Here is a 20167-nt window from a genome sequence, read left to right as displayed (position 1 = left end):
GAATCACCGATGTCCGACCTGCCAACCTTGCCTGCCACGCCACTGGGACGCTACCGCCACTACAAGGGCGGCGAGTACGAAGTGATCGGCGTCGCGCGCCATAGCGAGACCCACGAACCGCTGATCGTTTACCGGCCGCTCTACAACGACACCGGCTGGTGGGTGCGCCCCCATGCCATGTTCTTCGAAGACATCGCCGTGGACGGCCGCACGCAGCCGCGCTTCGCGCGCATCGAGGAGCCGCAGCCATGACGCCCTTCGGCAACGACGACGCCATCGGCTTCATCGGCCTGGGCGTCATGGGCAGCGGCATGGCTCACTGCCTGCTGCGCGCGGGCCACCGCTTGCACGTGCATGCGCGCAAGCCGCAGGTGCTGCAAGCGTTCGCCGATGCGGGCGCGACGGCCGCTGCATCGCCGGCCGCGCTCGGACGCAGCGCCCGCCTCGTGTTCCTGTGCCTGTCCGACGCCGCCGCCGTGGAGGAAGTCCTGTTCGGCCCCGAAGGCCTCTCCGTAGGCCTGGCCCCCGGCAGCTGCGTCGTCGACACCAGCACCATTGCCGCGGCATCGGCGCGCGCCTTCGGCGAGCGCCTGCGTGCGCGCGGCGTGTCCATGCTCGACGGGCCCGTCAGCGGCGGCCAGCAGGGCGCCGTCGCCGGCACGCTCAACACGATGATCGGCGGCGAGGCCGACGTGGTGGCAGCCTGCCGCGCGCCGATGACGGCGTTTTGCAAGACGCTCACGCACGTGGGCCCGCTGGGCGCCGGCCAGACGGTGAAGGCATGCAACCAGGTCGCAGTGGCGGGCGCCTTGCTGGGCGTGGCGGACGCGATCGCGCTGGCGACGGCGCAGGGCGTCGACCCGGCCATCATGCGCGAGGTGCTGCTGGCGGGCACCGCGCGCAGCTTCGCGCTGGAAAAGCACGGCCAGCGCATCATCGACGCCGACTTCGCGCCGGGTTTCCGCGCCGTGCTGATGCGCAAGGACCTGCGGATCGCCCTGGCCACCGCGCAGGATGCCGGCGCGGCACTGCAGGGCGCACCCGTGGCGGAGGCACTGCTCGACGAACTGGTGCAGGGCGGCCAGGGCGAACTGGATTGGTCGGCCCTCGGGCGCCTGGTGCAGCACAAGCGCAAGCCCTGAGCCGCGCCCGGCGGACGCGTGCCGTTCGCCTTTTTCCTACACCGGAGTCCCCGCCCGCGCGTGAGGATAGGCGCTGCCTCTACCATGGACGCCTATGCCTGACACCGACCGCCGGCTGACCGAGCAGCGCAATCCGCGCAGCGCCCGCATCGACCAGATGGAGTCGCTGGCCATCGTGGACCTGATCAATGCCGAGGACCGGCTCATCGCCGGCGCCGTGGCCGCGCAGCGCGAGCAGATCGCGCGCGCCATCGACCTCATCGTCGACGGTTTCCGCGCGGGCGGCCGGCTGATCTACGTCGGCGCCGGCACCTCGGGCCGGCTCGGCGTGCTCGACGCTTCCGAAATGCCGCCGACCTACGGCACCGAGCCCGACATGATCCAGGGCGTGATCGCCGGGGGCTACGAAGCGCTGCTGCGCGCGCAGGAGGGCGCGGAGGACCATCCGGAAGACGGCGGCCAGGCGATGGAAGACCGCCAGGTCGGGCCCAACGACTTCGTGCTCGGGATCGCGGCTTCGGGCACCACGCCTTACGTGCACGGCGCCTTGCAGCGCGCGAAGGCGCGCGGCGCGCGTACGGGCTTCCTGCTGTGCACGCATCCGTCCGAAAAGCTCCTGAAGGAGCACGACGTGGTGATCGCGCTGCTGGTCGGCCCCGAGGTCATCACGGGTTCCACGCGCATGAAGGCCGGCACGGCCACGAAGATGGTGCTCAACATGCTGAGCACCGGCGCGATGGTGCAGACCGGCAAGGTCTACGGCAACCTGATGGTGGACCTGCAGGTCACCTGCCAGAAGCTGCAGGACCGCGGCGAGCGCATCCTGGTGGACACCGCGGGCGTGTCGCGCGAAGAGGCGGTGGAACTGCTGGACGCGGCCGGCGGCCACGTGAAGACCGCCATCGTGATGGCGCGCCTGAAGCTCGATGCCCACGAAGCGCAGCGCCGGCTGGAAGAGGCCGGCGGCTCGCTGGGCGCGCTCTTTACTTCACCGTGACCGACAGCGGTGCGCGCACGAAGCGCGCCTGCGTGGTCAGGTCGAACAGTTGCGCGAGGTGGTGGTTCGCCAGCCGGAAGCTGCCCGGCGCGCGGAACTGGTAGCGCGCGGGCTGCGTTTCCAGGAAGAAGCCGGCGAGGCCCGGCGACAGGGCCGGCTTCGCGAAACCGCCGAATACCGGGCCGCGGCTGCCGTGGATGCCGAAGCTGCTGTAGCGGCCGCTGGCCGCGTCGAGCAGCGGCAGGAAGAACGGGCCGTCCGGATGGGCCCACGGGTCTTCCATCGGGTCCTGCAGCCACCTGCCGCCGGCATAGCTGCCGCGCGCCAGTCCGGCGTCGTCGCAGCCGGCGAGGATCGGCGCTTTCAAGAGGAAATCGAGCGAGCCGCCGCTGGACGCCGCCAGCGTCAAGGTGTGCTCGGAACGGGTGATGAGGATCTGCAACGACGTCAAGGGGCCTCCCGGGATTCAAGGGCTCCTTGCAGTCTGGAAAAGCCGGGCGCCCTATGCAAGGCTGCGCGGGAGGCAGTTCCGGTAGGACAAACCTCTGGCCGAGGACCCGCCTCCTAGTACGGCGGCGCGAAACCGTTGCGCCCCGCGCTGATGCGCGTGGCCGTCGGCTGGCCTTCCACCAGCTGCGCGCTCACGGACACCGCGCCGCCCACCGCGAGCAGCCCACGGTCGCCGGGCCGCAGGCTCACGACGGGCGCCTCCGGCGGCACGACGATGGTCTTGCGGCCATCGGGGTAGGTCAGCTGCAGGCGCTGGCCGTCGGGCGCGACCGCGACGTCGGCCACCGTGGCATTGGTCATGGTGCTTTGCGGCAGGAAGTCGAACGGGCGGTGGCCTTCGCCGGCGCCGCGCATGGCCTCGGGAAAGAGCGTGACGGCGATCGCGCGCTGCGTGCCATCCGCCTGCGGCATCGCCCCCACGCCGACGAAGCTGCCGGCCTTGATGTCCGACAGCTGCACCGGGTAGACCTCCGTCACGGTGAGCCTGGGATCGAGCGCCAGCTCCACGCGTTCGCCATTGCGCTGGCGCAGCGTGAGGCCGGTGGGCGAGAGCGCTTCGATGGTGCCGCGCAGGCGCACCGTCGATGCGGGCTGCGCAGCGGCCGCGAGGGGCGCGGCCGCCAGGGCCAGCAAAAGGGAACGCCGTTGGATGGTCATGGGGTCTCGGTCCTTCAAGTCTTCGGGATGTGTTCGTCGATCACCGCGAGCAGGACGTCGGGGGGCGCCGGCTTCACCAGGTGGCGGGCAAAGCCGGCCTCCTGCGCCTTCTGGACATCGGCCCGCGTGCCGTAGCCGGTAAGCGCCACCAGCACGGCCCCGCGGCCGTTGGGGTGCTCGCGCAGATGCTGTGCCAGCTCGTAGCCGTTCATGCCCGGCAGGCCGATGTCCAGCAAGGCCACCTGCGGCTCGAAGGCTGCGAGCACGCGCAGCGCCGCCTGCGGGTCGTAGGCCACCTGCACTTCGTAGCCGGTCAGGCGCAGCAGCGTCGCGGCGGTGTCGGCGGCGTCCTGGTTGTCGTCCACCACCAGTACGCGGCCGCGGCGGCCGGCCGCCTCGGCGCCTGCGTCCGGCGCCAGGTCCTGTGCCGGCGCGGCGACCAGGGGCAGGCGCACGATGAAGCTGCTGCCACGGCCTGCGCCGGCGCTTTCGGCGAGCACCGTGCCGCTATGCATCTCCACCAGGCTGCGCACGATGGCCAGGCCCAGGCCGAGGCCGCCGCGCGAGCGGTCGGTCTCCTGCGGGGCCTGGTAGAAGAGATCGAACACACGGGCCAGAACCTCGGGCGGCATGCCCGGGCCGTCATCGGCTACGCGCACCTCGGCGCTGTCGCCGACGCGCCGCAGCCGCAGCCCGACCTGCGCGTGCGAGCCGGCGAACTTGATCGCGTTGCCCAGCAGGTTGTTCAGCACCTGGCCCAGCCGCACGTCGTCGCCCGAGACCCACAGCTGTTCGGCGTCGGGCGCGATGTCGACGCTGAAGCGGCGCGCACCCAACACCGGTTGCAGGCCGGCGGCGGCCTGCCGTACCACGTCGGCCAGGCGCAGCGGGGTGAAGCGCATCTCCAGCCGCTGGCTGGTGATGCGCGAGACATCCAGCAGGTCGTCCACCAATCGCTTCATGTGGCCCACCTGCCGCTCCATCACCTCGCGTTCCAGGCGCGTGCGCTCGTCGCCCTTGCGTGCCATCAGGTGCAGCGCGGTCGCCATCGGCGCCAGCGGGTTGCGCAGCTCGTGGCCCAGCATGGCCAGGAATTCGTCCTTGCTGCGGCCCGCGTCCTCGGCCAGGCGCAGCGCCTCGGTCGCGCGCGCCAGCAGGCGTTCGCGCTCGGCTTCGGCGTCGTGGCGTTCCAGCGCCGCCGCGCGCAGGGCGGTCGCCACTTCCTGCAGTTCGGCAATCTCCAGCGGCGGCAGGTCCACGGGTTTGCCGCGGCCCAAGGCGCCGGCCGCAGCCTTGAGCCGGTCGATCGGCCCGATCACGCCGCGGGCGAAGTACCAGGCGAAGAAGGCGGCCAGCGCCAGCGAGGCCAGCAGGCCGCCGCCCACCGCGCCCAGCATGCCGTAGAGCGCGCGGCCGGCGTCGGCCGGCGCAATGCCCGTGGCCACCACCCAGCCGGACCACGGCAGGCGCACGAAGCCGGTCTGGCTCGGCACGCCTTCGAGCGTGCGGGTCGGGCCGCTGCCTTCGGCCGCGCCGGTGTCCAGCAGCTTCTGCAGCGAAGGCGAGGGCCGCGCACTCGTGTGTTCCAGCGAACGCGCGACCCGGTTGTAGTCCTGGTCGAACACCCCCACCACCGAGGTGACGGGCAGGCGCTGGCGCTGCACCAGCGCCAGGACCCGCTCGATGGGATTCACCGCCGACAGCACGTAGACGAGCTTGCCCTCGCGCAGCACGGGCACCCGCACGGCGAAGGCCGGTCCGCGCTGGTTCGGGCCTTGCGCCACGCGGCCCACCACCGGCTCGCGCGTGGCGATCGCGCGCGCCATGCTCGCGGGGTCGACCGGTTGCGGGCTGGCGACGTCCAGCTCCCGCGTGGAGCTCTGGAGCACCTTGCCCGTGGCATCGGCCAGCACGATGCTGCGCCAGCCCTGGCCGTCGGCCACGCGGCGCGCCAGGGCGTGGAAGTCGGCCAGCCGCTGCGGCTGCAGTTCGTCGGACAGCGCAATGCTTTGCAGCACGCTGGCGGTGGCGCGCAGTTCGGCGTCGAGCGCGGAAGCCAGTGCGCGCGACACGGCCAGCGCTGCCTGCTGCGCGTCGCGTTCCCGTTCGCCGTTCAGGTAGGCCAGCACCACGCCGGCGACGAGCGCCAGCGGCAGCAGTCCGCAGGCCGCGAGAAAAAACAGTCGCAGGCGAAGCGGACCGGCGAGGTTCATCTCTGCTTGATGACGTACCGGACGAAGTCGTCGGCCTGCGCGAAGCGGTCGTAGAGGCGGCGCGCGCGCGTGTTGTCGGCGCGGGTCATCCAGTAGAGGCGGGCCCAGCCCTCGGCGCGCATCGCGTTGCGCAGCCATTCCAGCAGCGCGCCGCCCACGCCGCGTCCGCGCACGCCCGGCGTCACGTACAGGTCTTCCAGGTAGCAGATCGCCTGGGTTTCCCAGGTGTTCTCGTGCACCACGCAGTTGGCGAAGCCGACCACCTGGCCCTCGACCTCGGCAACGATGCACATCACCTGTGCGTCGGGATCGAGGATGCGCTTCCAGGTGCGGTCGGTGACCGCCTGGGGCACTTCGGCTTCGTAGAAGTCGCAATAGCCGCGCCACAACTGGCGCCACACGGGCTCGTCGGAGGGGAGGGCGGCGCGGATGATGCAGGGCGTGGAACTCACCACGCCATTTTGCACGCCACGAGCCCTTTTCTCTGCCGCCCAGGCGCCTAGTCGCGCATCGCCATCCGGAGGAACACGGCCGCGTGAATTGCTTCCCGCTGCGCACCGTCGTGGATCTGGTGGCGGCAGCTGGTGCCGTCGGCCACGACGATCGCGTCGGGTGCCGAACGCACCGCGGGCAGCAGGCTCAGTTCGGCCATCTGCATGGACACCGCGTGGTGGCTCGCCTCGTAGCCGAAGCTGCCCGCCATGCCGCAGCAGCTCGACTCGATGAGCTGCGGCTGCACGCCGGGCACCAGCTTGAGCACCTCCAGCACCGGAGAGACCGCGCCGAACGCCTTCTGGTGGCAGTGCCCGTGCACCAGCACGGGTTGCGCCATTTGCTTCAGCCGCGAGCGCAACGCGTCCAGGCGGCCCGCTGCGGCTTCGCGCGCCAGGAATTCCTCGAGCAGCAGCGACTGGGCGGCCAGGGCCTGCGCCGGGGCGCCGAAGCCCATCGCGGTCATCTCGTCGCGCAAGGTCAGCAGGCAGGAGGGCTCCAGGCCCACCACCGCGATGCCCTTGTCGACGAAGGGCTGCAACGCCTGCAGCAGCTCGCCGGCCTTGGCCTTGGCCTCGTCGACCATGCCGCTGGCGAGGTAGGTGCGGCCGCAGCACAGGTGCTTGCCGTCGCCGCCCTGCTTGGCGGCCACGTGCATCGTGTAGCCGGCGGCCTGCAGCACGTCGAAAGCGGCCCGCGCGTTGGCGGATTCGAAGAAGCCGTTGAAGGTGTCGACGAACAGCACGACCGGCTTGGCGGCGGCAAGCACTTCATCGCGGCTCGCGCCTTGCACGCCGCCGTTGAAGAAATGCTGCGCCTGCCATTCGGGCAGCGACCGCTCCGCCGAGAACCCCAGCATCTTCTCGCCCAGCGTTGCCAGCAGGCGGCTGCGATTGCGCAGGTTCAGCAGCCCGGCAAAGCGCGAGGCGCTCGCCGCGTAATCCGGCAGGCGCGCGATCAGCCGGTCCTTCAGCGACCAGCCGTTCTTCTTGCGATCGGCATGCAGGAACTCGATCTTCATGCGGGCCATGTCGACGCCGGTCGGGCAATCGCGCTTGCAGCCCTTGCAGCTCACGCAGAGGTCCATGGCCTCGCGCACGGCCTCGCTGGCCAGGCCGTCGGGACCGAGCTGGCCGCTGACGGCCAGGCGCAAGGTGTTGGCGCGGCCGCGCGTCAGGTGCTGCTCGTCGCGCGTGACGCGGTAGCTCGGACACATCGTGCCGGCGTCGAACTTGCGGCAGTGCCCGTTGTTGTTGCACATCTCCACGGCCTTCGCGAAGCCCTGTGCCGGGTCGCCGCCGGTGCCCGGCGCGGTGGTCTGCTCGGTGGCGGGATCGTTCTGCACGTCCCAGGCGCGCCAGTCGAGAGCGGGCGTGAGCGGGATCACCTTGTACGTCGGCGGAAAGCGCATCAGCCGCGTGTCGTCCATGCGCGGCGGATCGATCATGCGCCGCGGGCACAGCAGCCCCAGCGGGTCGAAGGCGCGCTTGATCTCGGCAAAGGCGGTGGTGATGGCCGGGCCGAACTGCCACTGGATCCATTCGCCACGGCACAGGCCGTCGCCATGCTCGCCGCTGTAGGCGCCCTTGTACTTGCGCACCAGGGCCGAGGCTTCCTCGGCGATCTGCCGCATCTCCGGCGCGCCGTTGCGCCGCATGTCGAGGATGGGGCGCACGTGCAGCGTGCCGACCGAGGCGTGGGCGTACCAGGTGCCCTTGGTGCCGTGCTTGCGGAACACCTGCGTGAGCGCATCCGTGTACTCTGCCAGGCTTTCCAGCGGCACCGCGCAATCCTCGATGAAGCTCACCGGCTTGCCGTCGCCCTTGAGGCTCATCATGATGTTGAGGCCGGCCTTGCGCACTTCCCACAGCGCCTTTTGCGGGCCTTCGTCGGGCATCAGCACCACCGAGCCGGGCAGGCCCAGGTCGCCCATCAGCGCCTGCAGGTCCTTCAGCTTGCGCAGCAGGGCGGCCTTGTCGGCGCCGGCGAATTCCACCAGCAGCACCGCGTCGGGCTGGCCGATCAGCGCCGCGCGCACCGTGGGCGCGAAGGCCGGGTTCTGCAGCGACAGCTCGATCATGGTGCGGTCGACGAGCTCCACCGCGGTGAGCGTGCCGTCGCCACCCAGCTTGACGATGTGCTGCGCCGAGTCCATCGCCTTGTAGAAAGTCGGGAAGTTGACCACGCCCAGCACCTTGTGCGCCGGCAGCTCCGAGAGCTGCAGCTTCAGGCTGCGCGTCAGGGCGAGCGTGCCTTCGCTGCCGACCAGCAGGTGCGCGAGGTTGACGCTGCCGTCGCTGGTGTAGGGCCGCTCGTTCTGGTTGTGGAAGACGTCCAGGTTGTAGCCGCCCACCCGGCGCAGCACCTTGGGCCAGCGCGCCTCGATCTCGGGCCGCAGCGACTGCGCGAGATCGCGCACGCGTTCGCCCAGCGCGCGGGCCGCGCCGGTGGCGTCCTCGAAGCGGCCGAAGTCGTGCAGCGCGCCGTCGGAGGTCCAGGCTTGCGCGCCCAGCACGTTGTGCACCATGTTGCCGTAGGCGATGCTGCGGCTGCCGCAGGAGTTGTTGCCGGCCATGCCGCCCAGCGTGGCCTGCGCCGCGGTGGAGACGTCGACCGGGTACCAGAGCTTGTGCTTCTTCAGCGCCGCGTTCAGGTGGTCGAGCACGATGCCCGGCTCCACCGTCACCGTGCGCGCCGCCGGGTCGACGTCCAGCACGTTGCGCACGTGCTTGGAGAAGTCGATGACGAGACCAGCGCCCACGGTCTGGCCGCACTGGCTGGTGCCGCCGCCGCGCGGCACGATGGGCACCTGCAGGTCGCGGCAGATGGCGAGCGCGATGCGCGCGTCCTCGGCGCTGCGCGGCACGAACACGCCGACCGGCATCACCTGGTAGATCGAGGCGTCGGTGGCATAGCGGCCGCGGTCGGCCGCGGAGAACAGCACTTCGCCCTGCGTTTCGGCGGCCAGTCGCTGCGCCAGCCGGCCGGCCACTTCGTTGCTGGCGCGCGCGACCTGGTCGTAAGCCTGCTGCGCGGCTTCGCGCGTCACCTTCAAGGGCAGGGGGGCGTTCATGCGGCATTCCCCCGCTGCGACTTGCCGGCTTCGCGCAGCTGCTCCAGCACCACGTCGCGCTTGTTGCGCAGGTGCGTGAGCAGCACCTCGCGCATCGCGGCGCCGTCGTGGGCGGAGAGCGCCTCCACCATCTTCTCGTGTTCCTTCACCGCACGCTTCCACTTCTCGCCGTCCTGGTTGGAGCGGAAGCGCAGGGCCTGCAGCCGCGCGTTGACCTGCTTGTAGACGGTGGTCAGCACCGGGTTCTTGGCCGCGGCGCTGATGGCCGTGTGGATGCGGGAGTTGATCGCGTAGTAAGCCGAGAGGTCGCCGCGCGTGTAGGCCGCCATCATCTCGAACTGCATCGCCTGGATCTCCGCCAGCTCGGCGGGCGTGATGCGTTCGGCCGCTAGCTCGCCGGCCTGGGCCTCGAGTCCCGCCATCACCTCGAAAGTATTCAGCACGTCGGCCTCGCTCAGGGAAACCGCTATCGCGCCGCGGTTCGGCAGCAGTTCCACTAGGCCCTCGGCGGCCAGCATCTTGATGCCTTCCCGCAAGGGCGTGCGGGACACGTTCAGCAGTTCGGCGAGTTCGCGCTCGTTGAGCTTGGCGCCCGGGGCGATGCGGCCTTCCACCAGCATCTGGCGCAGGCGTTGCGCCACCTGCTCGTGCAGGGCGGCGCGCGGGATGGAGATCACTTCGGCAGTCATGGTCGCCATTTTGTATGCAAATTTGTTTGTGTGCAAACGTAAATTACAGGGTGGGCGCAGTTGACACTTGAATTTTGTATGCAAAAAATAGCGCCCATGCTGACCCTCGACTACCACCCCACCGGCCGCCATTTCCTGCAGATCCCCGGGCCTTCGCCCGTGCCCGACCGCATCCTGCGGGCCATGAGCCTGCCGACGATCGACCACCGCGGCCCGGAGTTCGGCGCGCTGGGCCTGCGCGTGCTCAAGGGCATCCAGCAGATCTTCCAGACGAAGCACCCCGTGGTGATCTACCCGGCCTCCGGCACCGGCGCCTGGGAAGCGGCGCTGGCCAATACGCTGAGCCCCGGCGACCACGTGCTGATGTACGAGACCGGCCACTTCGCCACGCTGTGGCAGAAGATGGCCACGCGCCTGGGCCTGAAGACCGAGTTCCTGGGCCTGCCCGGCCTCGAAGGCTGGCGCCGCGGCGTGCAGGCGCACCTGATCGAGGAGCGCCTGAAGAACGACAAGGAGCATTCGATCAAGGCCGTGTGCGTGGTCCACAACGAGACCTCCACCGGCGCCACCAGCAACATCCTGGCGGTGCGCAAGGCCATCGATGCGGCGAAGCATCCGGCACTGCTGCTGGTCGACTCCATCTCCGGGCTGGCCTCGGCCGAATACAAGCACGACGAGTGGGGCGTCGACGTCACCGTCAGCGGCTCGCAGAAGGGCCTGATGCTGCCCCCGGGCATCAGCTTCAACGCGCTGTCGCCCAAGGCGATCGAGGCGAGCAAGGGCGCCAAGCTGCCCAAGGCCTTCTGGGCCTGGGACGAGATCATCGAGATGAACAAGACGGGCTACTGGCCCTACACGCCCAACACCAACCTGCTGTACGGCCTGGCCGAAGCCTGCGACATGCTGCTGGACCCCACCTTCGGCGGCCTCGAAGGCACCTTCGCGCGGCACAAGCGCTGGGCCGAAGGCGTGCGCGGCGCGGTCAAGGCCTGGGGCCTGGAGATCCAGTGCCTGGAGACGGCCAGCCAGTCGCCGGTGCTGACCGGCGTGATGATGCCCGAGGGCGTGGACGCCGACGCGGTGCGCAAGCTGATCTACGAACGCTTCGACTGCTCGCTGGGCACCGGCCTCGGCAAGGCCAAGGGCCGCATGTTCCGCATCGGCCACCTCGGCGACTGCAACGACCTGACCCTGATGGCCGCGCTTTCGGGCTGCGAGATGGGCCTGAAGCTGTCGGGCGTGAAACTTGCAGGCTCCGGCGTTGCCGCGGCCATGGACTATTTCGCCGGCCATCCGGTACAGCTGCCCATGAAGAAGGCGGCGTAAAAGCAGTGCGGGGCGAGTTGGGGCTCCGCTGAATTTCAAAACGCTCAGGAGATACCACCATGCAACGCAGAACCTTCCTCACCGGCGCCGCAGCGACGCTGGCCTTGCCCACGCTGCGCGCCCAGGGCTTGCCCAGCGGGCCCGTTCGCATCATCGTCGGCTTCGCGCCCGGCGGCGGCACCGACCTGCTGGCGCGCGTCATCGGCCAGAAGCTGGCCGACATGTGGCGCACCACGGTGATCGTCGAGAACAAGGCCGGTGCATCGGGCGTCATTGCCTCCGAATACGTTTCCAAGCAGACCGGCGACGGCACCGTGCTGCACATGGCGCACATCAACAGCCATGCCATCGTGCCCAACCTGCAGCGGGTCGGCTACGACCCGATCAAGGACTTCGCGCCGATCGCGCTGGTGGGCGTGACGCCCAACCTGCTGATCTGCAACCAGCAGCAGCCCGCCAAGACGGTGAAGGACCTGGTGGAGCTGTGCAAGAAGAACCCGGGGGCGGTGAGCTTCGGTTCCGCCGGCACCGGCTCGGCCCAGCATCTGGCGCTGGAGATGTTCATGCTGCAGGCCGGCGTGAAGGCGATCCACGTGCCGTACAAGGGCTCCGGCCCGATGCTGACCGACCTGATCGGCGGCCAGGTGCAATACAGCTTCGACACGATGACGGCTGCCACGCCGCACGTGAAGAGCGGCAAGGCGCATGCGATCGCGCAGACGCGCCTGAAGCGCGCGGCCGGCCACCCCAACGTGCCGACCATGGCCGAATCGGGCTTCCCCACCTTCGAGGCCACCACCTGGTACGGCCTGGTGGGCCCGGCCAAGTTGCCGCTGGCCCTGGCCAGGCGCATGAACGAAGACGTGAACAAGGCGCTCCAGATGCCGGACGTGATGGAGAAGCTGGAAGCCTCCGGCGCCGAAGACGGCGGCGGCTCGGTCGAGAAGTTCGCCCAGTTCATGGTCACCGAGCAGGCCAAGTGGGGCAAGGTCATCAAAGAAGGCGGCGTGAAGGGCGAAGCCTGATGGGCGATGCCGGAAAGGGCCAGCGGCCGCTGCCGCTGGCGGGCGAGAACCAGAAAGCACGCCTTCCGTTGGAAGGCGTGCGGGTCCTGGACATCAGCCAGGTGATGGCAGGGCCTTACACGTGCATGCTTCTCGGCGACATGGGCGCCGACGTGATCAAGATCGAACCGCCGGGGACGGGCGACCAGACCCGCGGCTCGATGGGCTTCAAGATGAAGGGACCCGACTCGCTCGGCTTCCTGAACATGAACCGCAACAAGCGCAGCATCGCGCTGGACCTCAAGTCCGAGGCCGGCAAGCAGGTGCTGCTGGCGCTGGCCAAGGACGCGGACATCCTCGTGGAGAACTACCGCCCCGGCGCGCTGCGCCGCATGGGCCTGGGCTACGAGGTGCTGAAGGACGTGAATCCGCGGCTGGTCTACACCAGCATCTCGGGCTTCGGCCAGACCGGCCCCTGGGCGGACCGCCCGGGCTTCGACCTGATGGCGCAGGCCATGTCGGGCGTGATGAGCGTGACCGGTTATCCCGACAGCCCGCCCGTGAAGGCCGGCGTGCCGGTGGCCGACATCGGCTGCGCGCTGTTCGCGGTGTACGCGACGCTCTCGGCCTACATCGGCGCGAAGAACACGGGGCAGGGCCAGTACATCGACGCTTCGCTGTTCGATTCGGCGATCGCCTTCGGCGTCTGGGACATCTGCGACTGGTGGGGCACCGGCAAGGAGCCGCAGCCGCTGGGCACGTCCAACAAGATGACCGCGCCCTACCAGGCCATGGCTTCGTCGGACGGCCACTTCGTGATGGGCGCCAACAACCAGAAGCTGTGGGTGCAGCTGTGCACGCTGATGGAGCGCACCGAACTGCTGCAGGATCCGCGCTTCTCCACGATCGCGTTGCGCCTGGCGAACCGGCCGGCGCTGCAGGAGGAACTGGAGAAGACCTTCCGCCAGCACACCAAGGACTACTGGGTCGATACGCTGCTGGCCAACGGCATTCCGGCCGGCCCCATCCTGAGCTACCCGGAGGCCTTTGCCAGCGAGCACGCGAAGGAACGCAAGATGCGCATGGAGATCGACCATCCCATCGAGGGCAAGGCGCCCAACATCGGCTTCGCCGTCAAGCTCTCGGGCACGCCGCAGCAGGTGCGCCGGCATCCGCCGCTGCTGGGCGAGCACACGGAAGAAGTGCTGGCCGAAGCCGGCTTCGCCGCCGGCGACATCGCGCGCATGCGGGAAGAGGGCGCCTTCGGCGTGGCACGATGAGCGAAACGCACGTCCACCTCGTCATCGACAAGGGCATCGCCCGCGTCACCTTCGACCGGCCCGAAGCGCGCAATGCCATGACCTGGCAGATGTACGAGCGGCTGCATTCGATCTGCGAGCGGCTGCGCGAGGACCCCACGGTGCGCGTGGCCTGCTTCCGCGGCGCCGGCGGCCAGGCCTTCGTGGCCGGCACCGACATCGCGCAGTTCCAGAGCTTCACCGGCGGCGAAAGCGGCATCGCCTACGAGCGCGGCATCGATGCCGGCGTCGCGCTGCTCGAGTCGCTGCCTTTTCCCACGGTGGCCGTGGTCGAAGGCTGGGCGGTCGGCGGCGGACTGGCCATCGCGACGGCGTGCGACTTCCGCATCGCCACGCCGGGCACCAAGTTCGGCGCGCCGATCGCGCGCACCCTCGGCAACTGCCTGTCGATGGCCAACATCGCGCGCCTGGTGGCGGCCTTCGGGCGCCCGCGGGCCGAGCGCCTTCTGCTGCTGGCCGAGATGGTGACCGCCGAGGAGGCGCAGGCCTGCGGCTACGTGCTGAAGGTGGCCCCCGCCGAGGCCATCACCGACGAGGCGCAGCAGCTGTGCGAGCGCCTCGCCGCGCTGGCGCCGGTGACGCAGCGCGTGAGCAAGGAGGCGTTGAACCGCCTGCTGCGCCACGGCCTGCCCGACATCGAGGACCTGATCCGCACCAGCTACGGCAGCGAGGATTTCCACGAGGGCGTGCAGGCCTTCGTGGCCAAGCGCGCCCCGGTGTGGAAGGGCCGCTGAGCGGCGGCATCGTCCTACGCGACCGTCGCCGGGCGCTGCCTACGATGGGGAATTCCCCGGAGGCAGCACCATGGGCAACCCGCCAGCACCAAAGCAGCAACCCGTCGCCAAGCCCGACGACCCGATCGACCTGAGCGAGTCGGTGGCCGGCGAGGAAGACCCGGGCGCGTCCATCGACATCTCCGGAACGCCGACCGGCCCCGGTTCGCGCGCGAAGCCCAACCCCGCGCCGGACAAGGACCGCCCGGGCGGCGCCAGCTAAGGATCGTGCAGGTCCTGCAGACCCGCAGCGGCCGGCTCGGCTACACGGTCGCAGGCCAGGGCGCTTCAACCATCCTGCTGTTCAACGGCGCCGGCGTAGTCCTGGAAGGCTGGCACGCGCTGTATCCCGGGATCGAAAAGCTCGGCACCGTCTTTGCCTGGAACCGCTTCGGCATGCAGGGCAGCGACGGGCCGCGCGCGCGCCAGACCGGTGCGGCGGTGATCGCATCGCTGCGCGAATTGCTTGGCTACGCCGGCCTGCGGCCGCCTTACCTGCTGGTCGGGCATTCGCTGGGCGGCCTCTATGCCAACCTGTTCGCGCGCCTGTATCCGGCCGAGACGAGCGGCGTCGTGCTGCTGGAGGCGACGCATCCGGCCGACCACGCCTTGCTGAAGCAGCACCAGCCGCAACTGGTGCGCGCCCTCGCCAACGTGCTGTCGCTGCCGCGCCGCCTGTTCCAGCGCAACGTGGAGGCGGAGCTGGCCTGCGTCGAGGACACCGTGCGCGAGATCGCAGCGGCCGGCGAATTTCCGCCGGTGCCGTTGCGCGTGGTGACCGGCGGCATGTCGCCCAAGGGCTGGCTGCATTCACCGGCCACCGTGGCGGCCAAGCGCATGCACCAGCAGGAGCTGGCGCGGCTGTCGCCCTTGGGCGAGCAGGTGATCGCGCACCGCAGCAGCCATTTTCCGCAGCTGACGGAGCCGGATCTGGTGCTCGATGTCATTGCGGGCTTGGCCCGCCATCCGGCCCCGGCCGTCAGCGCATCCGCAGCCACTTCTCCAGCGTGACGCCGTCCAGCACGCCGCTGTACATCGCGGTGCGGATCAGCTGCTCGTGGTAGCCGTGTTCGTTGTAGAAGCTGCGCGCCGCCTCGTTGTCGCGCCGTGCCTCGACGCGGATGCGCTTGGCGCCCGCGGCGCGCGCCACGTCTTCCAGCCAGGCCAGCACCTTGCTGCCCAGGCCCTCGCGCCGGTGTTCGTGGTGCACGGCAAAGAGCAGCAGGTGCGCATCGTCGTCCAGGTAGCCCATGATGCCGAAGGCCAGCAGCGCCTCGGGCGGGCCGACCACCACGACGTTGGTGTCGGGCGACTCGATGGCACGCGCGACGCGCCCCGCGCGCCAGCTCCAGGGCAGGCCCTGCTCGATGTAGGCGCGGGACATCTGCGCGATGGCGGCGGCGTCGGCGCGGGTGGCGATGCGGATCGTGGGCGCGGCAAGCATGGAGATCGCACCTTGCCATACCTGCCTTAGCCAATGCGACACTGGGGGCATGGACGACCCCCGCAGCGTGCTGGCCGCGCCCAGCCATCCTTCTCCCTACGCCTGGTATGCGCGCCTGCCGGCCATCGCCTTCGATGCTTCCATCGGCCTCTGGGTGCTTGCGGACCCTGCGCTCGTCGCCCAGGCGCTCGAAGAGCCGGCACTGCGCGTGCGGCCGCCGGCCGAACCCGTGCCTGAAGCGCTACGGGGCCGCCCCACCGGCGAGGTGTTCGCGCGGCTGGTGCGCATGACGGATGGCGACTTCCATGCGCGGCATCGGCCGGCGGTGGCGGCTGGGGCTGCACGCTTGGCCCGGGCGGCGGTGGAACAGGCTGCCGCGGACGCCACGCGCGACCTGGCGCCGCGCACGCCGATCGATGCCCTGCTGTCGGCCATTCCGGTGCAGGCGATGGCGCGCTTGCTCGGCGTGGCCGCCGCCGACCTGGATCGGACCGTCGCCTGGGTCCACGACTTCACGCGCGGCATTGCCGCCGGCGCATCGTCCGATGCGCTGGACCGCTCCGATGCCGCCGTCGCCGGACTGCTGGCGCAGGCCGAGGGGCTGGAGCCCGCACTGGCCGCCAATCGCATCGCCTTCATGCAGCAGGCGCTGGACGCGACGGCGGGACTGATCGGCAACGGCATCGTGGCCTGGCAGGCGCGGGCGGCTTCGCTGGAAGGCACGGCCTTCATCGCGCACGTGGCGCGCACCGACCCCGCCGTCCACAACACGCGGCGTTTCGCCGCGCAAGACCTCGTGCTGGGCGACGCGCCCATTGCTGCCGGCCAAGGCCTGGTGCTCTTGTTGGCGAACCCGCAGGCCAAGCTGCAGTTCGGCGCGGGCGCCCATGCCTGTCCCGGCGAGCGCATTGCGCTGGCCATCGCGGCGACGGCGCTGCGGACGCTCGCGGAACTGGGCGCGCTGCAGCGCCTGGCCCCACCGCAGGGCTATCGCCCCCTGCCGAATGCGCGGATCCCCGTTTTCGCCGCCGCCTAACGCAGCCGGTCGAACTCCGCCTTCAGCTCGGGCGACAAGGGCCGCTTCAAGCCCGCGGCGCTGGCGGAATTGGGCTGCACGAACCACTTGTCGTGCAAGGCCTCGAGCCGGCCCGAGCGGACCGCGTCCGCCAGGGCTTCGTTGACCACCTTGCGCAGCTGCTCGTCGCGCGGCATCGCGATGGCGATGACTTCCTTCGACAAGGGCTCGGGCAGCAACGCGAACTGCCCGGCATCCGTTTCGCGTCCCAGCGAACCGGCGATCAGCACTTCGTCGCGCGCCCAGGCGTCCGCCTGTTTCAGGCGCAGCTGCGACAGCGCCGCCTCCGGGCTCACCACGCGCGCCGCCTTGAGCTGCAGCGCGCGCTGCCGGTTCGCGTCGGCGATCGCGTCCTCCGCCGTGGTGCGGCCGATCACCGCCACGGTCCGGCCCTTCATGGCGTCCAGGCTTTGCGGGCCGTCCGCACGCACCAGCAGCTTGACGGCCGAGAGGTAGATCGGCGCCGAGAAATCCATGCTCTGTCGGCGCTGCGGGGTGTCGGAGATGCCGCCGCACAGGAGGTCGACCGAGCCGGCCCTGAGCAGCCGCGCCACGTTGTCCTGGTCCACCGGCACGAACCGCGAGCGCAGGGCGGCCTGCCCGAGCACGCCCCGGAGCCGCTGTGCGACGTCGGCGCACAGGTCGACGGCGTAGCCCACCGGCTTGCCGGCCTCCAGGAAGGAGAAGGGCGCGGCGGTCTCGGTGTAGCCGATGGTGACCTGCTGGCGGTCGGCGATGCGCTTGAGCACGGCCTGCGCCCCGGCGCTGCCTGCGCTGGCGGCCAGGGCCAGCACGAGCAGGAACTGCGCGGCTCGAGGATGGACCATGGAAACTCCCTGGGCCGCAACGGGCGGCCGGCTGGTGCCGAGGTTGCGGGGGCGGACCCGCGCTGTCCATTGGACCAAGGGCCATCCGGGCGCCATGCGCTAGAGTCCCGTGATGAACTGGCTGCGCTCCTTCGTCAACCGCTCTCCCCGGCAAGCGCTGGTGGCCGGCAAGATCCTGTTCCTGGCCGGGAGCATCCTCGTGTTGGCGGCCGTGTTCGCAAGGGCCGGGGCGGCCAATGCCGTGCCCGCATTCCTCGCCTGGCTGGTCCCGCAGGGCCCGGCCGGCTTCATCGTCGCGGCCCTGCTGGTGCTGGCGGGCATGACGCTGATCCTGCTGGCGGAGAAGGCAGGCAAGGGACGCCGCTGAAGCGATGCCGTACACGGTCGCCGTCCGGGCCCTCTGCGAATTCACCGCCAAGCGCGGCGACCTCGACCTGCGCTTCACGCCGACGCCGACGGCGCAGGAAGGCATGCTGGGCCACCAGCTCGTGGCGAGCCGCCGCGGCCCGCTTTACGAGACCGAGATCAGCCTGCAGGGCGAATACGGCGCGCTGGCGGTGCGCGGCCGCGCCGATGGCTACGACGCCGGGCTGAACCGGCTGGAAGAGATCAAGACCCACCGGGGCGACCTGGGCAAGCAGCCCGCCAACCACAGGCAATTGCACTGGGCGCAGGCGCGCATCTACGGCTGGCTGCTGTGCGAGGCGCGGGGACTCGACGCCATCGAGCTGGCCCTGGTCTACTTCGACATCGCGAGCCAGCAGGAAACGGTGTTCGTCGAGAAGCACGGCGCCGCGGCCTTGCGGGAGTTCTTCGAGGCCAGCTGCCGCGACTTCCTTGCCTGGGCCGAACAGGAGCTGGCCCATCGCGCGCGTCGGGACGAGGCGCTGGCGGCGCTGGCCTTTCCCTATCCGAGCTTCCGCACCGGCCAGCGCGGACTGGCGGAGTCGGTCTACAGGGGCGCGGCCAGCGGCCGCTGCCTGATGGCGCAGGCGCCGACCGGCATCGGCAAGACGGTGGGCACGCTGTTCTCGATGCTGAAGGCGGTGAAGCCGCATGCGCTGGACAAGGTCTTCTACCTCACCGCGAAGTCGACCGGGCGGCAGCTGGCGCTGGACGCCAGCACGCTGCTGGCCCCGGCCTTGCCGCTGCGCGTGCTGGAGCTGACCGCGCGCGACAAGGCCTGCGAGCACCGGGACAAGGCCTGCCATGGCGACTCCTGCCCGCTCGCCAAGGGCTTCTACGATCGCCTGCCGGCAGCGCGTGCGGAAGTCCTGGCGGAGCGTCAGATGGACGCGCCCGCGCTGCGCCGGGTCGCGCTGAAGCATGCCGTCTGCCCGTACTACCTGGGCCAGGAAGCGTCGCGCTGGTCCGACCTGCTGGTGGGCGACTACAACTACTACTTCGACGGCAGCGCGATGCTGCATGCGCTCACCACGGGCAGCGAGCTGAAGGTGGGCGTGCTGGTGGACGAGGCGCACAACCTGGTCGAGCGCGCGCGGGCCATGTACTCGGCCGACCTGAGCCAGGTCGCGGTACGTGCCGCGCGCACGCTGGCGCCTGCCGAAGTGCGCAAGGCGCTCGACAAGGCCAGCCGCGCATTCACCGCGCTGCGCAAGGCGGAAGGCGCACTGGATTCGCTGCCCACCGCATTCCTCACCGCGCTCAAGAACGCGGGCGCCGCGCTGGAAACGCATTTCGCCGAAGCGCCCGCCGCCGCCCCCGGCGGCGCGCTGCAGCAGCTGTACTTCGAAATCCTCGCCTTCCTGCGCCTGGCCGAATCCTTCGGGCCGCATTCGGTGATCGAGCTCACCGACGTCGCCGGCGCGGCGGGCAAGCCGGCGATCGCGGTCCGCATCCAGAACCTGATTCCCGCGCCCTTCCTCAAGCCGCGCTTCGGCATCGCGCGCACGGCGACGCTGTTCTCGGCCACGCTCAGCCCGGCGCGCTACTACATGGACATGCTGGGACTGCCGGAGAGCACGGCGTGGATCGACGTGGAGTCGCCCTTCCATCCCGACCAGCTGAAGGTGCAGGTGGTGAGCCGCATCTCGACGCGCTTTCCGGACCGCGCGCGTTCCGCCGCGCCGATCGCGCGCCTCATCGCCGACCAGTACGCGGCCAAGCCGGGCAACTACCTGGCCTTCTTCAGCAGTTTCGACTACCTCGACCTCGTGGCATCCGAATTCCAGCTTGCGCATCCCGGCGTGCCGGCCTGGACGCAGCAGCGCGGCATGGACGAAGCGGCGCGCAAGGCTTTCCTGGAGCGCTTCCAGCCCGGTGGTGCGGGTGTCGGCTTCGCGGTGCTGGGTGGCAGCTTCGGTGAAGGCATCGACCTGCGCGGCGACCGCCTGGTGGGCGCCTTCGTCGCGACGCTGGGCCTGCCGCAGGTGAACCCGCGCAACGAGCAGCTCAAGGCCTGCCTGGAAGGCGCCTTCGGCGCGGGCTACGACTACACCTACCTCTATCCCGGCATCCAGAAGGTGGTGCAGGCCGCGGGCCGCGTGATCCGCACGCAGGAGGACGAAGGCGTCGTCTACCTGATCGACGACCGCTTCGCGCGGCCGGCGGTGCGCGAGCTGCTGCCGGCGTGGTGGCGCGTCCAGCCGGCACTCGCCTGAGGGTG

At 70.3% G+C, this 20167-nt stretch carries 20 protein-coding genes; 12 read left to right on the top strand and 8 right to left on the bottom strand.

What is annotated here, in order from left to right:
* Window positions 1-9 precede the first annotated feature (9 nt).
* The 3 genes from LZ009_RS08105 to murQ all read left to right on the top strand — a co-directional run bounded on the left by LZ009_RS08105 (window position 10) and on the right by murQ (window position 2139).
* Complete coding sequence (locus LZ009_RS08105; RefSeq protein ID WP_275697399.1) at window positions 10-252, top strand: DUF1653 domain-containing protein; 243 nt, start codon at window positions 10-12, stop codon at window positions 250-252.
* A complete protein-coding gene (locus tag LZ009_RS08100; protein ID WP_275697398.1) occupies window positions 249-1142 on the top strand; it encodes an NAD(P)-dependent oxidoreductase in 894 nt (297 codons plus the stop codon). The genes LZ009_RS08105 and LZ009_RS08100 overlap by 4 nt, the downstream gene beginning before the upstream one ends.
* A 94-nt stretch (window positions 1143-1236) precedes the next feature.
* Complete coding sequence (murQ, locus tag LZ009_RS08095) at window positions 1237-2139, top strand: N-acetylmuramic acid 6-phosphate etherase (protein WP_275697397.1); 903 nt, start codon at window positions 1237-1239, stop codon at window positions 2137-2139.
* Here murQ and LZ009_RS08090 read toward each other — a convergent pair.
* The 6 genes from LZ009_RS08090 to LZ009_RS08065 form a co-directional block, all read right to left on the bottom strand.
* Window positions 2126-2590: a hypothetical protein gene (locus tag LZ009_RS08090; protein WP_275697396.1), complete on the bottom strand. Its 465-nt coding sequence runs from the start codon at window positions 2588-2590 to the stop codon at window positions 2126-2128. The genes murQ and LZ009_RS08090 overlap by 14 nt on opposite strands.
* Before the next feature lie 113 nt (window positions 2591-2703).
* Window positions 2704-3306 carry a hypothetical protein gene (locus tag LZ009_RS08085; protein ID WP_275697395.1) on the bottom strand — a complete coding sequence of 201 codons (603 nt, stop codon included), beginning with the start codon at window positions 3304-3306 and terminating at the stop codon, window positions 2704-2706.
* A gap of 14 nt (window positions 3307-3320) precedes the next feature.
* Complete coding sequence (locus LZ009_RS08080) at window positions 3321-5519, bottom strand: hybrid sensor histidine kinase/response regulator (protein WP_275697394.1); 2199 nt, start codon at window positions 5517-5519, stop codon at window positions 3321-3323.
* Window positions 5516-5971 carry a GNAT family N-acetyltransferase gene (locus tag LZ009_RS08075; protein ID WP_275697393.1) on the bottom strand — a complete coding sequence of 152 codons (456 nt, stop codon included), beginning with the start codon at window positions 5969-5971 and terminating at the stop codon, window positions 5516-5518. Before LZ009_RS08075 ends, LZ009_RS08080 begins: the two co-directional genes overlap by 4 nt.
* A gap of 47 nt (window positions 5972-6018) precedes the next feature.
* Window positions 6019-9084: an FAD-binding and (Fe-S)-binding domain-containing protein gene (locus LZ009_RS08070; RefSeq protein WP_275697392.1), complete on the bottom strand. Its 3066-nt coding sequence runs from the start codon at window positions 9082-9084 to the stop codon at window positions 6019-6021.
* On the bottom strand, window positions 9081-9773 hold the full coding sequence (locus LZ009_RS08065; RefSeq protein ID WP_275697391.1) for a GntR family transcriptional regulator: 693 nt from the start codon (window positions 9771-9773) through the stop codon (window positions 9081-9083). The genes LZ009_RS08070 and LZ009_RS08065 overlap by 4 nt, the downstream gene beginning before the upstream one ends.
* Before the next feature lie 96 nt (window positions 9774-9869).
* Between LZ009_RS08065 and LZ009_RS08060 the strand changes: the two genes are divergently transcribed.
* From LZ009_RS08060 to LZ009_RS08035, 6 genes are all read left to right on the top strand, one after another.
* The gene (locus LZ009_RS08060) at window positions 9870-11099 is read left to right on the top strand and encodes a pyridoxal-phosphate-dependent aminotransferase family protein (protein ID WP_275697390.1); all 1230 of its coding nucleotides are present in this window, start codon (window positions 9870-9872) and stop codon (window positions 11097-11099) included.
* Between the two features lie 59 nt (window positions 11100-11158).
* Window positions 11159-12124 carry a Bug family tripartite tricarboxylate transporter substrate binding protein gene (locus LZ009_RS08055; protein WP_275697389.1) on the top strand — a complete coding sequence of 322 codons (966 nt, stop codon included), beginning with the start codon at window positions 11159-11161 and terminating at the stop codon, window positions 12122-12124.
* Window positions 12124-13383 (top strand): CaiB/BaiF CoA transferase family protein, encoded by a 1260-nt coding sequence (locus LZ009_RS08050; protein WP_275697388.1) that lies wholly within the window; start codon window positions 12124-12126, stop codon window positions 13381-13383. Before LZ009_RS08055 ends, LZ009_RS08050 begins: the two co-directional genes overlap by 1 nt.
* A complete protein-coding gene (locus LZ009_RS08045) occupies window positions 13380-14156 on the top strand; it encodes an enoyl-CoA hydratase/isomerase family protein (RefSeq protein WP_275697387.1) in 777 nt (258 codons plus the stop codon). Before LZ009_RS08050 ends, LZ009_RS08045 begins: the two co-directional genes overlap by 4 nt.
* 70 nt (window positions 14157-14226) lie before the next feature.
* On the top strand, window positions 14227-14418 hold the full coding sequence (locus LZ009_RS08040) for a hypothetical protein (protein WP_275697386.1): 192 nt from the start codon (window positions 14227-14229) through the stop codon (window positions 14416-14418).
* A 5-nt stretch (window positions 14419-14423) separates the two neighbouring features.
* A complete protein-coding gene (locus tag LZ009_RS08035; protein ID WP_275697385.1) occupies window positions 14424-15206 on the top strand; it encodes an alpha/beta fold hydrolase in 783 nt (260 codons plus the stop codon).
* On the opposite strand, the gene LZ009_RS08030 is transcribed toward LZ009_RS08035, so the two are convergent.
* Complete coding sequence (locus LZ009_RS08030) at window positions 15175-15639, bottom strand: GNAT family N-acetyltransferase (protein ID WP_275697384.1); 465 nt, start codon at window positions 15637-15639, stop codon at window positions 15175-15177. The two genes, LZ009_RS08035 and LZ009_RS08030, sit on opposite strands and share 32 nt — an antisense overlap.
* 49 nt (window positions 15640-15688) lie before the next feature.
* Here LZ009_RS08030 and LZ009_RS08025 point away from each other — a divergent pair, with 49 nt between their 5' ends.
* Window positions 15689-16675 (top strand): cytochrome P450 family protein, encoded by a 987-nt coding sequence (locus tag LZ009_RS08025; RefSeq protein WP_275697383.1) that lies wholly within the window; start codon window positions 15689-15691, stop codon window positions 16673-16675.
* Here the strand turns inward: LZ009_RS08025 and LZ009_RS08020 are convergent.
* A complete protein-coding gene (locus tag LZ009_RS08020; RefSeq protein WP_275697382.1) occupies window positions 16672-17541 on the bottom strand; it encodes an amino acid ABC transporter substrate-binding protein in 870 nt (289 codons plus the stop codon). The two genes, LZ009_RS08025 and LZ009_RS08020, sit on opposite strands and share 4 nt — an antisense overlap.
* 112 nt (window positions 17542-17653) lie before the next feature.
* Between LZ009_RS08020 and LZ009_RS08015 the strand changes: the two genes are divergently transcribed.
* Window positions 17654-17908 (top strand): hypothetical protein, encoded by a 255-nt coding sequence (locus tag LZ009_RS08015; protein WP_275697381.1) that lies wholly within the window; start codon window positions 17654-17656, stop codon window positions 17906-17908.
* A gap of 4 nt (window positions 17909-17912) precedes the next feature.
* Window positions 17913-20162, top strand: a complete 2250-nt coding sequence (locus LZ009_RS08010) for an ATP-dependent DNA helicase (protein ID WP_275697380.1) — start codon at window positions 17913-17915, stop codon at window positions 20160-20162.
* Window positions 20163-20167: the final 5 nt, after the last annotated feature.

Source organism: Ramlibacter paludis, from assembly GCF_022012305.1.
GTDB classification, from domain to species: Bacteria; Pseudomonadota; Gammaproteobacteria; order Burkholderiales; family Burkholderiaceae_C; genus Ramlibacter; species Ramlibacter paludis.
Note: the sequence above shows the minus strand (reverse complement) of the source record. Positions and strands in the feature narration are given on the sequence as shown.

Excerpts from the sequence above, each read along its gene's own strand:
- LZ009_RS08105 (WP_275697399.1), top strand. The coding sequence starts at position 10 with ATGTCCGACCTGCCAACCTTGCCTGCCACGCCACTGGGACGCTACCGC.
- LZ009_RS08100 (WP_275697398.1), top strand. The coding sequence starts at position 249 with ATGACGCCCTTCGGCAACGACGACGCCATCGGCTTCATCGGCCTGGGC.
- murQ (WP_275697397.1), top strand. The coding sequence starts at position 1,237 with ATGCCTGACACCGACCGCCGGCTGACCGAGCAGCGCAATCCGCGCAGC.
- LZ009_RS08085 (WP_275697395.1), bottom strand. The coding sequence starts at position 3,306 with ATGACCATCCAACGGCGTTCCCTTTTGCTGGCCCTGGCGGCCGCGCCC.
- LZ009_RS08080 (WP_275697394.1), bottom strand. The coding sequence starts at position 5,519 with ATGAACCTCGCCGGTCCGCTTCGCCTGCGACTGTTTTTTCTCGCGGCC.
- LZ009_RS08070 (WP_275697392.1), bottom strand. The coding sequence starts at position 9,084 with ATGAACGCCCCCCTGCCCTTGAAGGTGACGCGCGAAGCCGCGCAGCAG.
- LZ009_RS08065 (WP_275697391.1), bottom strand. The coding sequence starts at position 9,773 with ATGACTGCCGAAGTGATCTCCATCCCGCGCGCCGCCCTGCACGAGCAG.
- LZ009_RS08060 (WP_275697390.1), top strand. The coding sequence starts at position 9,870 with ATGCTGACCCTCGACTACCACCCCACCGGCCGCCATTTCCTGCAGATC.
- LZ009_RS08055 (WP_275697389.1), top strand. The coding sequence starts at position 11,159 with ATGCAACGCAGAACCTTCCTCACCGGCGCCGCAGCGACGCTGGCCTTG.
- LZ009_RS08050 (WP_275697388.1), top strand. The coding sequence starts at position 12,124 with ATGGGCGATGCCGGAAAGGGCCAGCGGCCGCTGCCGCTGGCGGGCGAG.
- LZ009_RS08045 (WP_275697387.1), top strand. The coding sequence starts at position 13,380 with ATGAGCGAAACGCACGTCCACCTCGTCATCGACAAGGGCATCGCCCGC.
- LZ009_RS08040 (WP_275697386.1), top strand. The coding sequence starts at position 14,227 with ATGGGCAACCCGCCAGCACCAAAGCAGCAACCCGTCGCCAAGCCCGAC.
- LZ009_RS08030 (WP_275697384.1), bottom strand. The coding sequence starts at position 15,639 with ATGCTTGCCGCGCCCACGATCCGCATCGCCACCCGCGCCGACGCCGCC.
- LZ009_RS08025 (WP_275697383.1), top strand. The coding sequence starts at position 15,689 with ATGGACGACCCCCGCAGCGTGCTGGCCGCGCCCAGCCATCCTTCTCCC.
- LZ009_RS08020 (WP_275697382.1), bottom strand. The coding sequence starts at position 17,541 with ATGGTCCATCCTCGAGCCGCGCAGTTCCTGCTCGTGCTGGCCCTGGCC.
- LZ009_RS08015 (WP_275697381.1), top strand. The coding sequence starts at position 17,654 with ATGAACTGGCTGCGCTCCTTCGTCAACCGCTCTCCCCGGCAAGCGCTG.
- LZ009_RS08010 (WP_275697380.1), top strand. The coding sequence starts at position 17,913 with ATGCCGTACACGGTCGCCGTCCGGGCCCTCTGCGAATTCACCGCCAAG.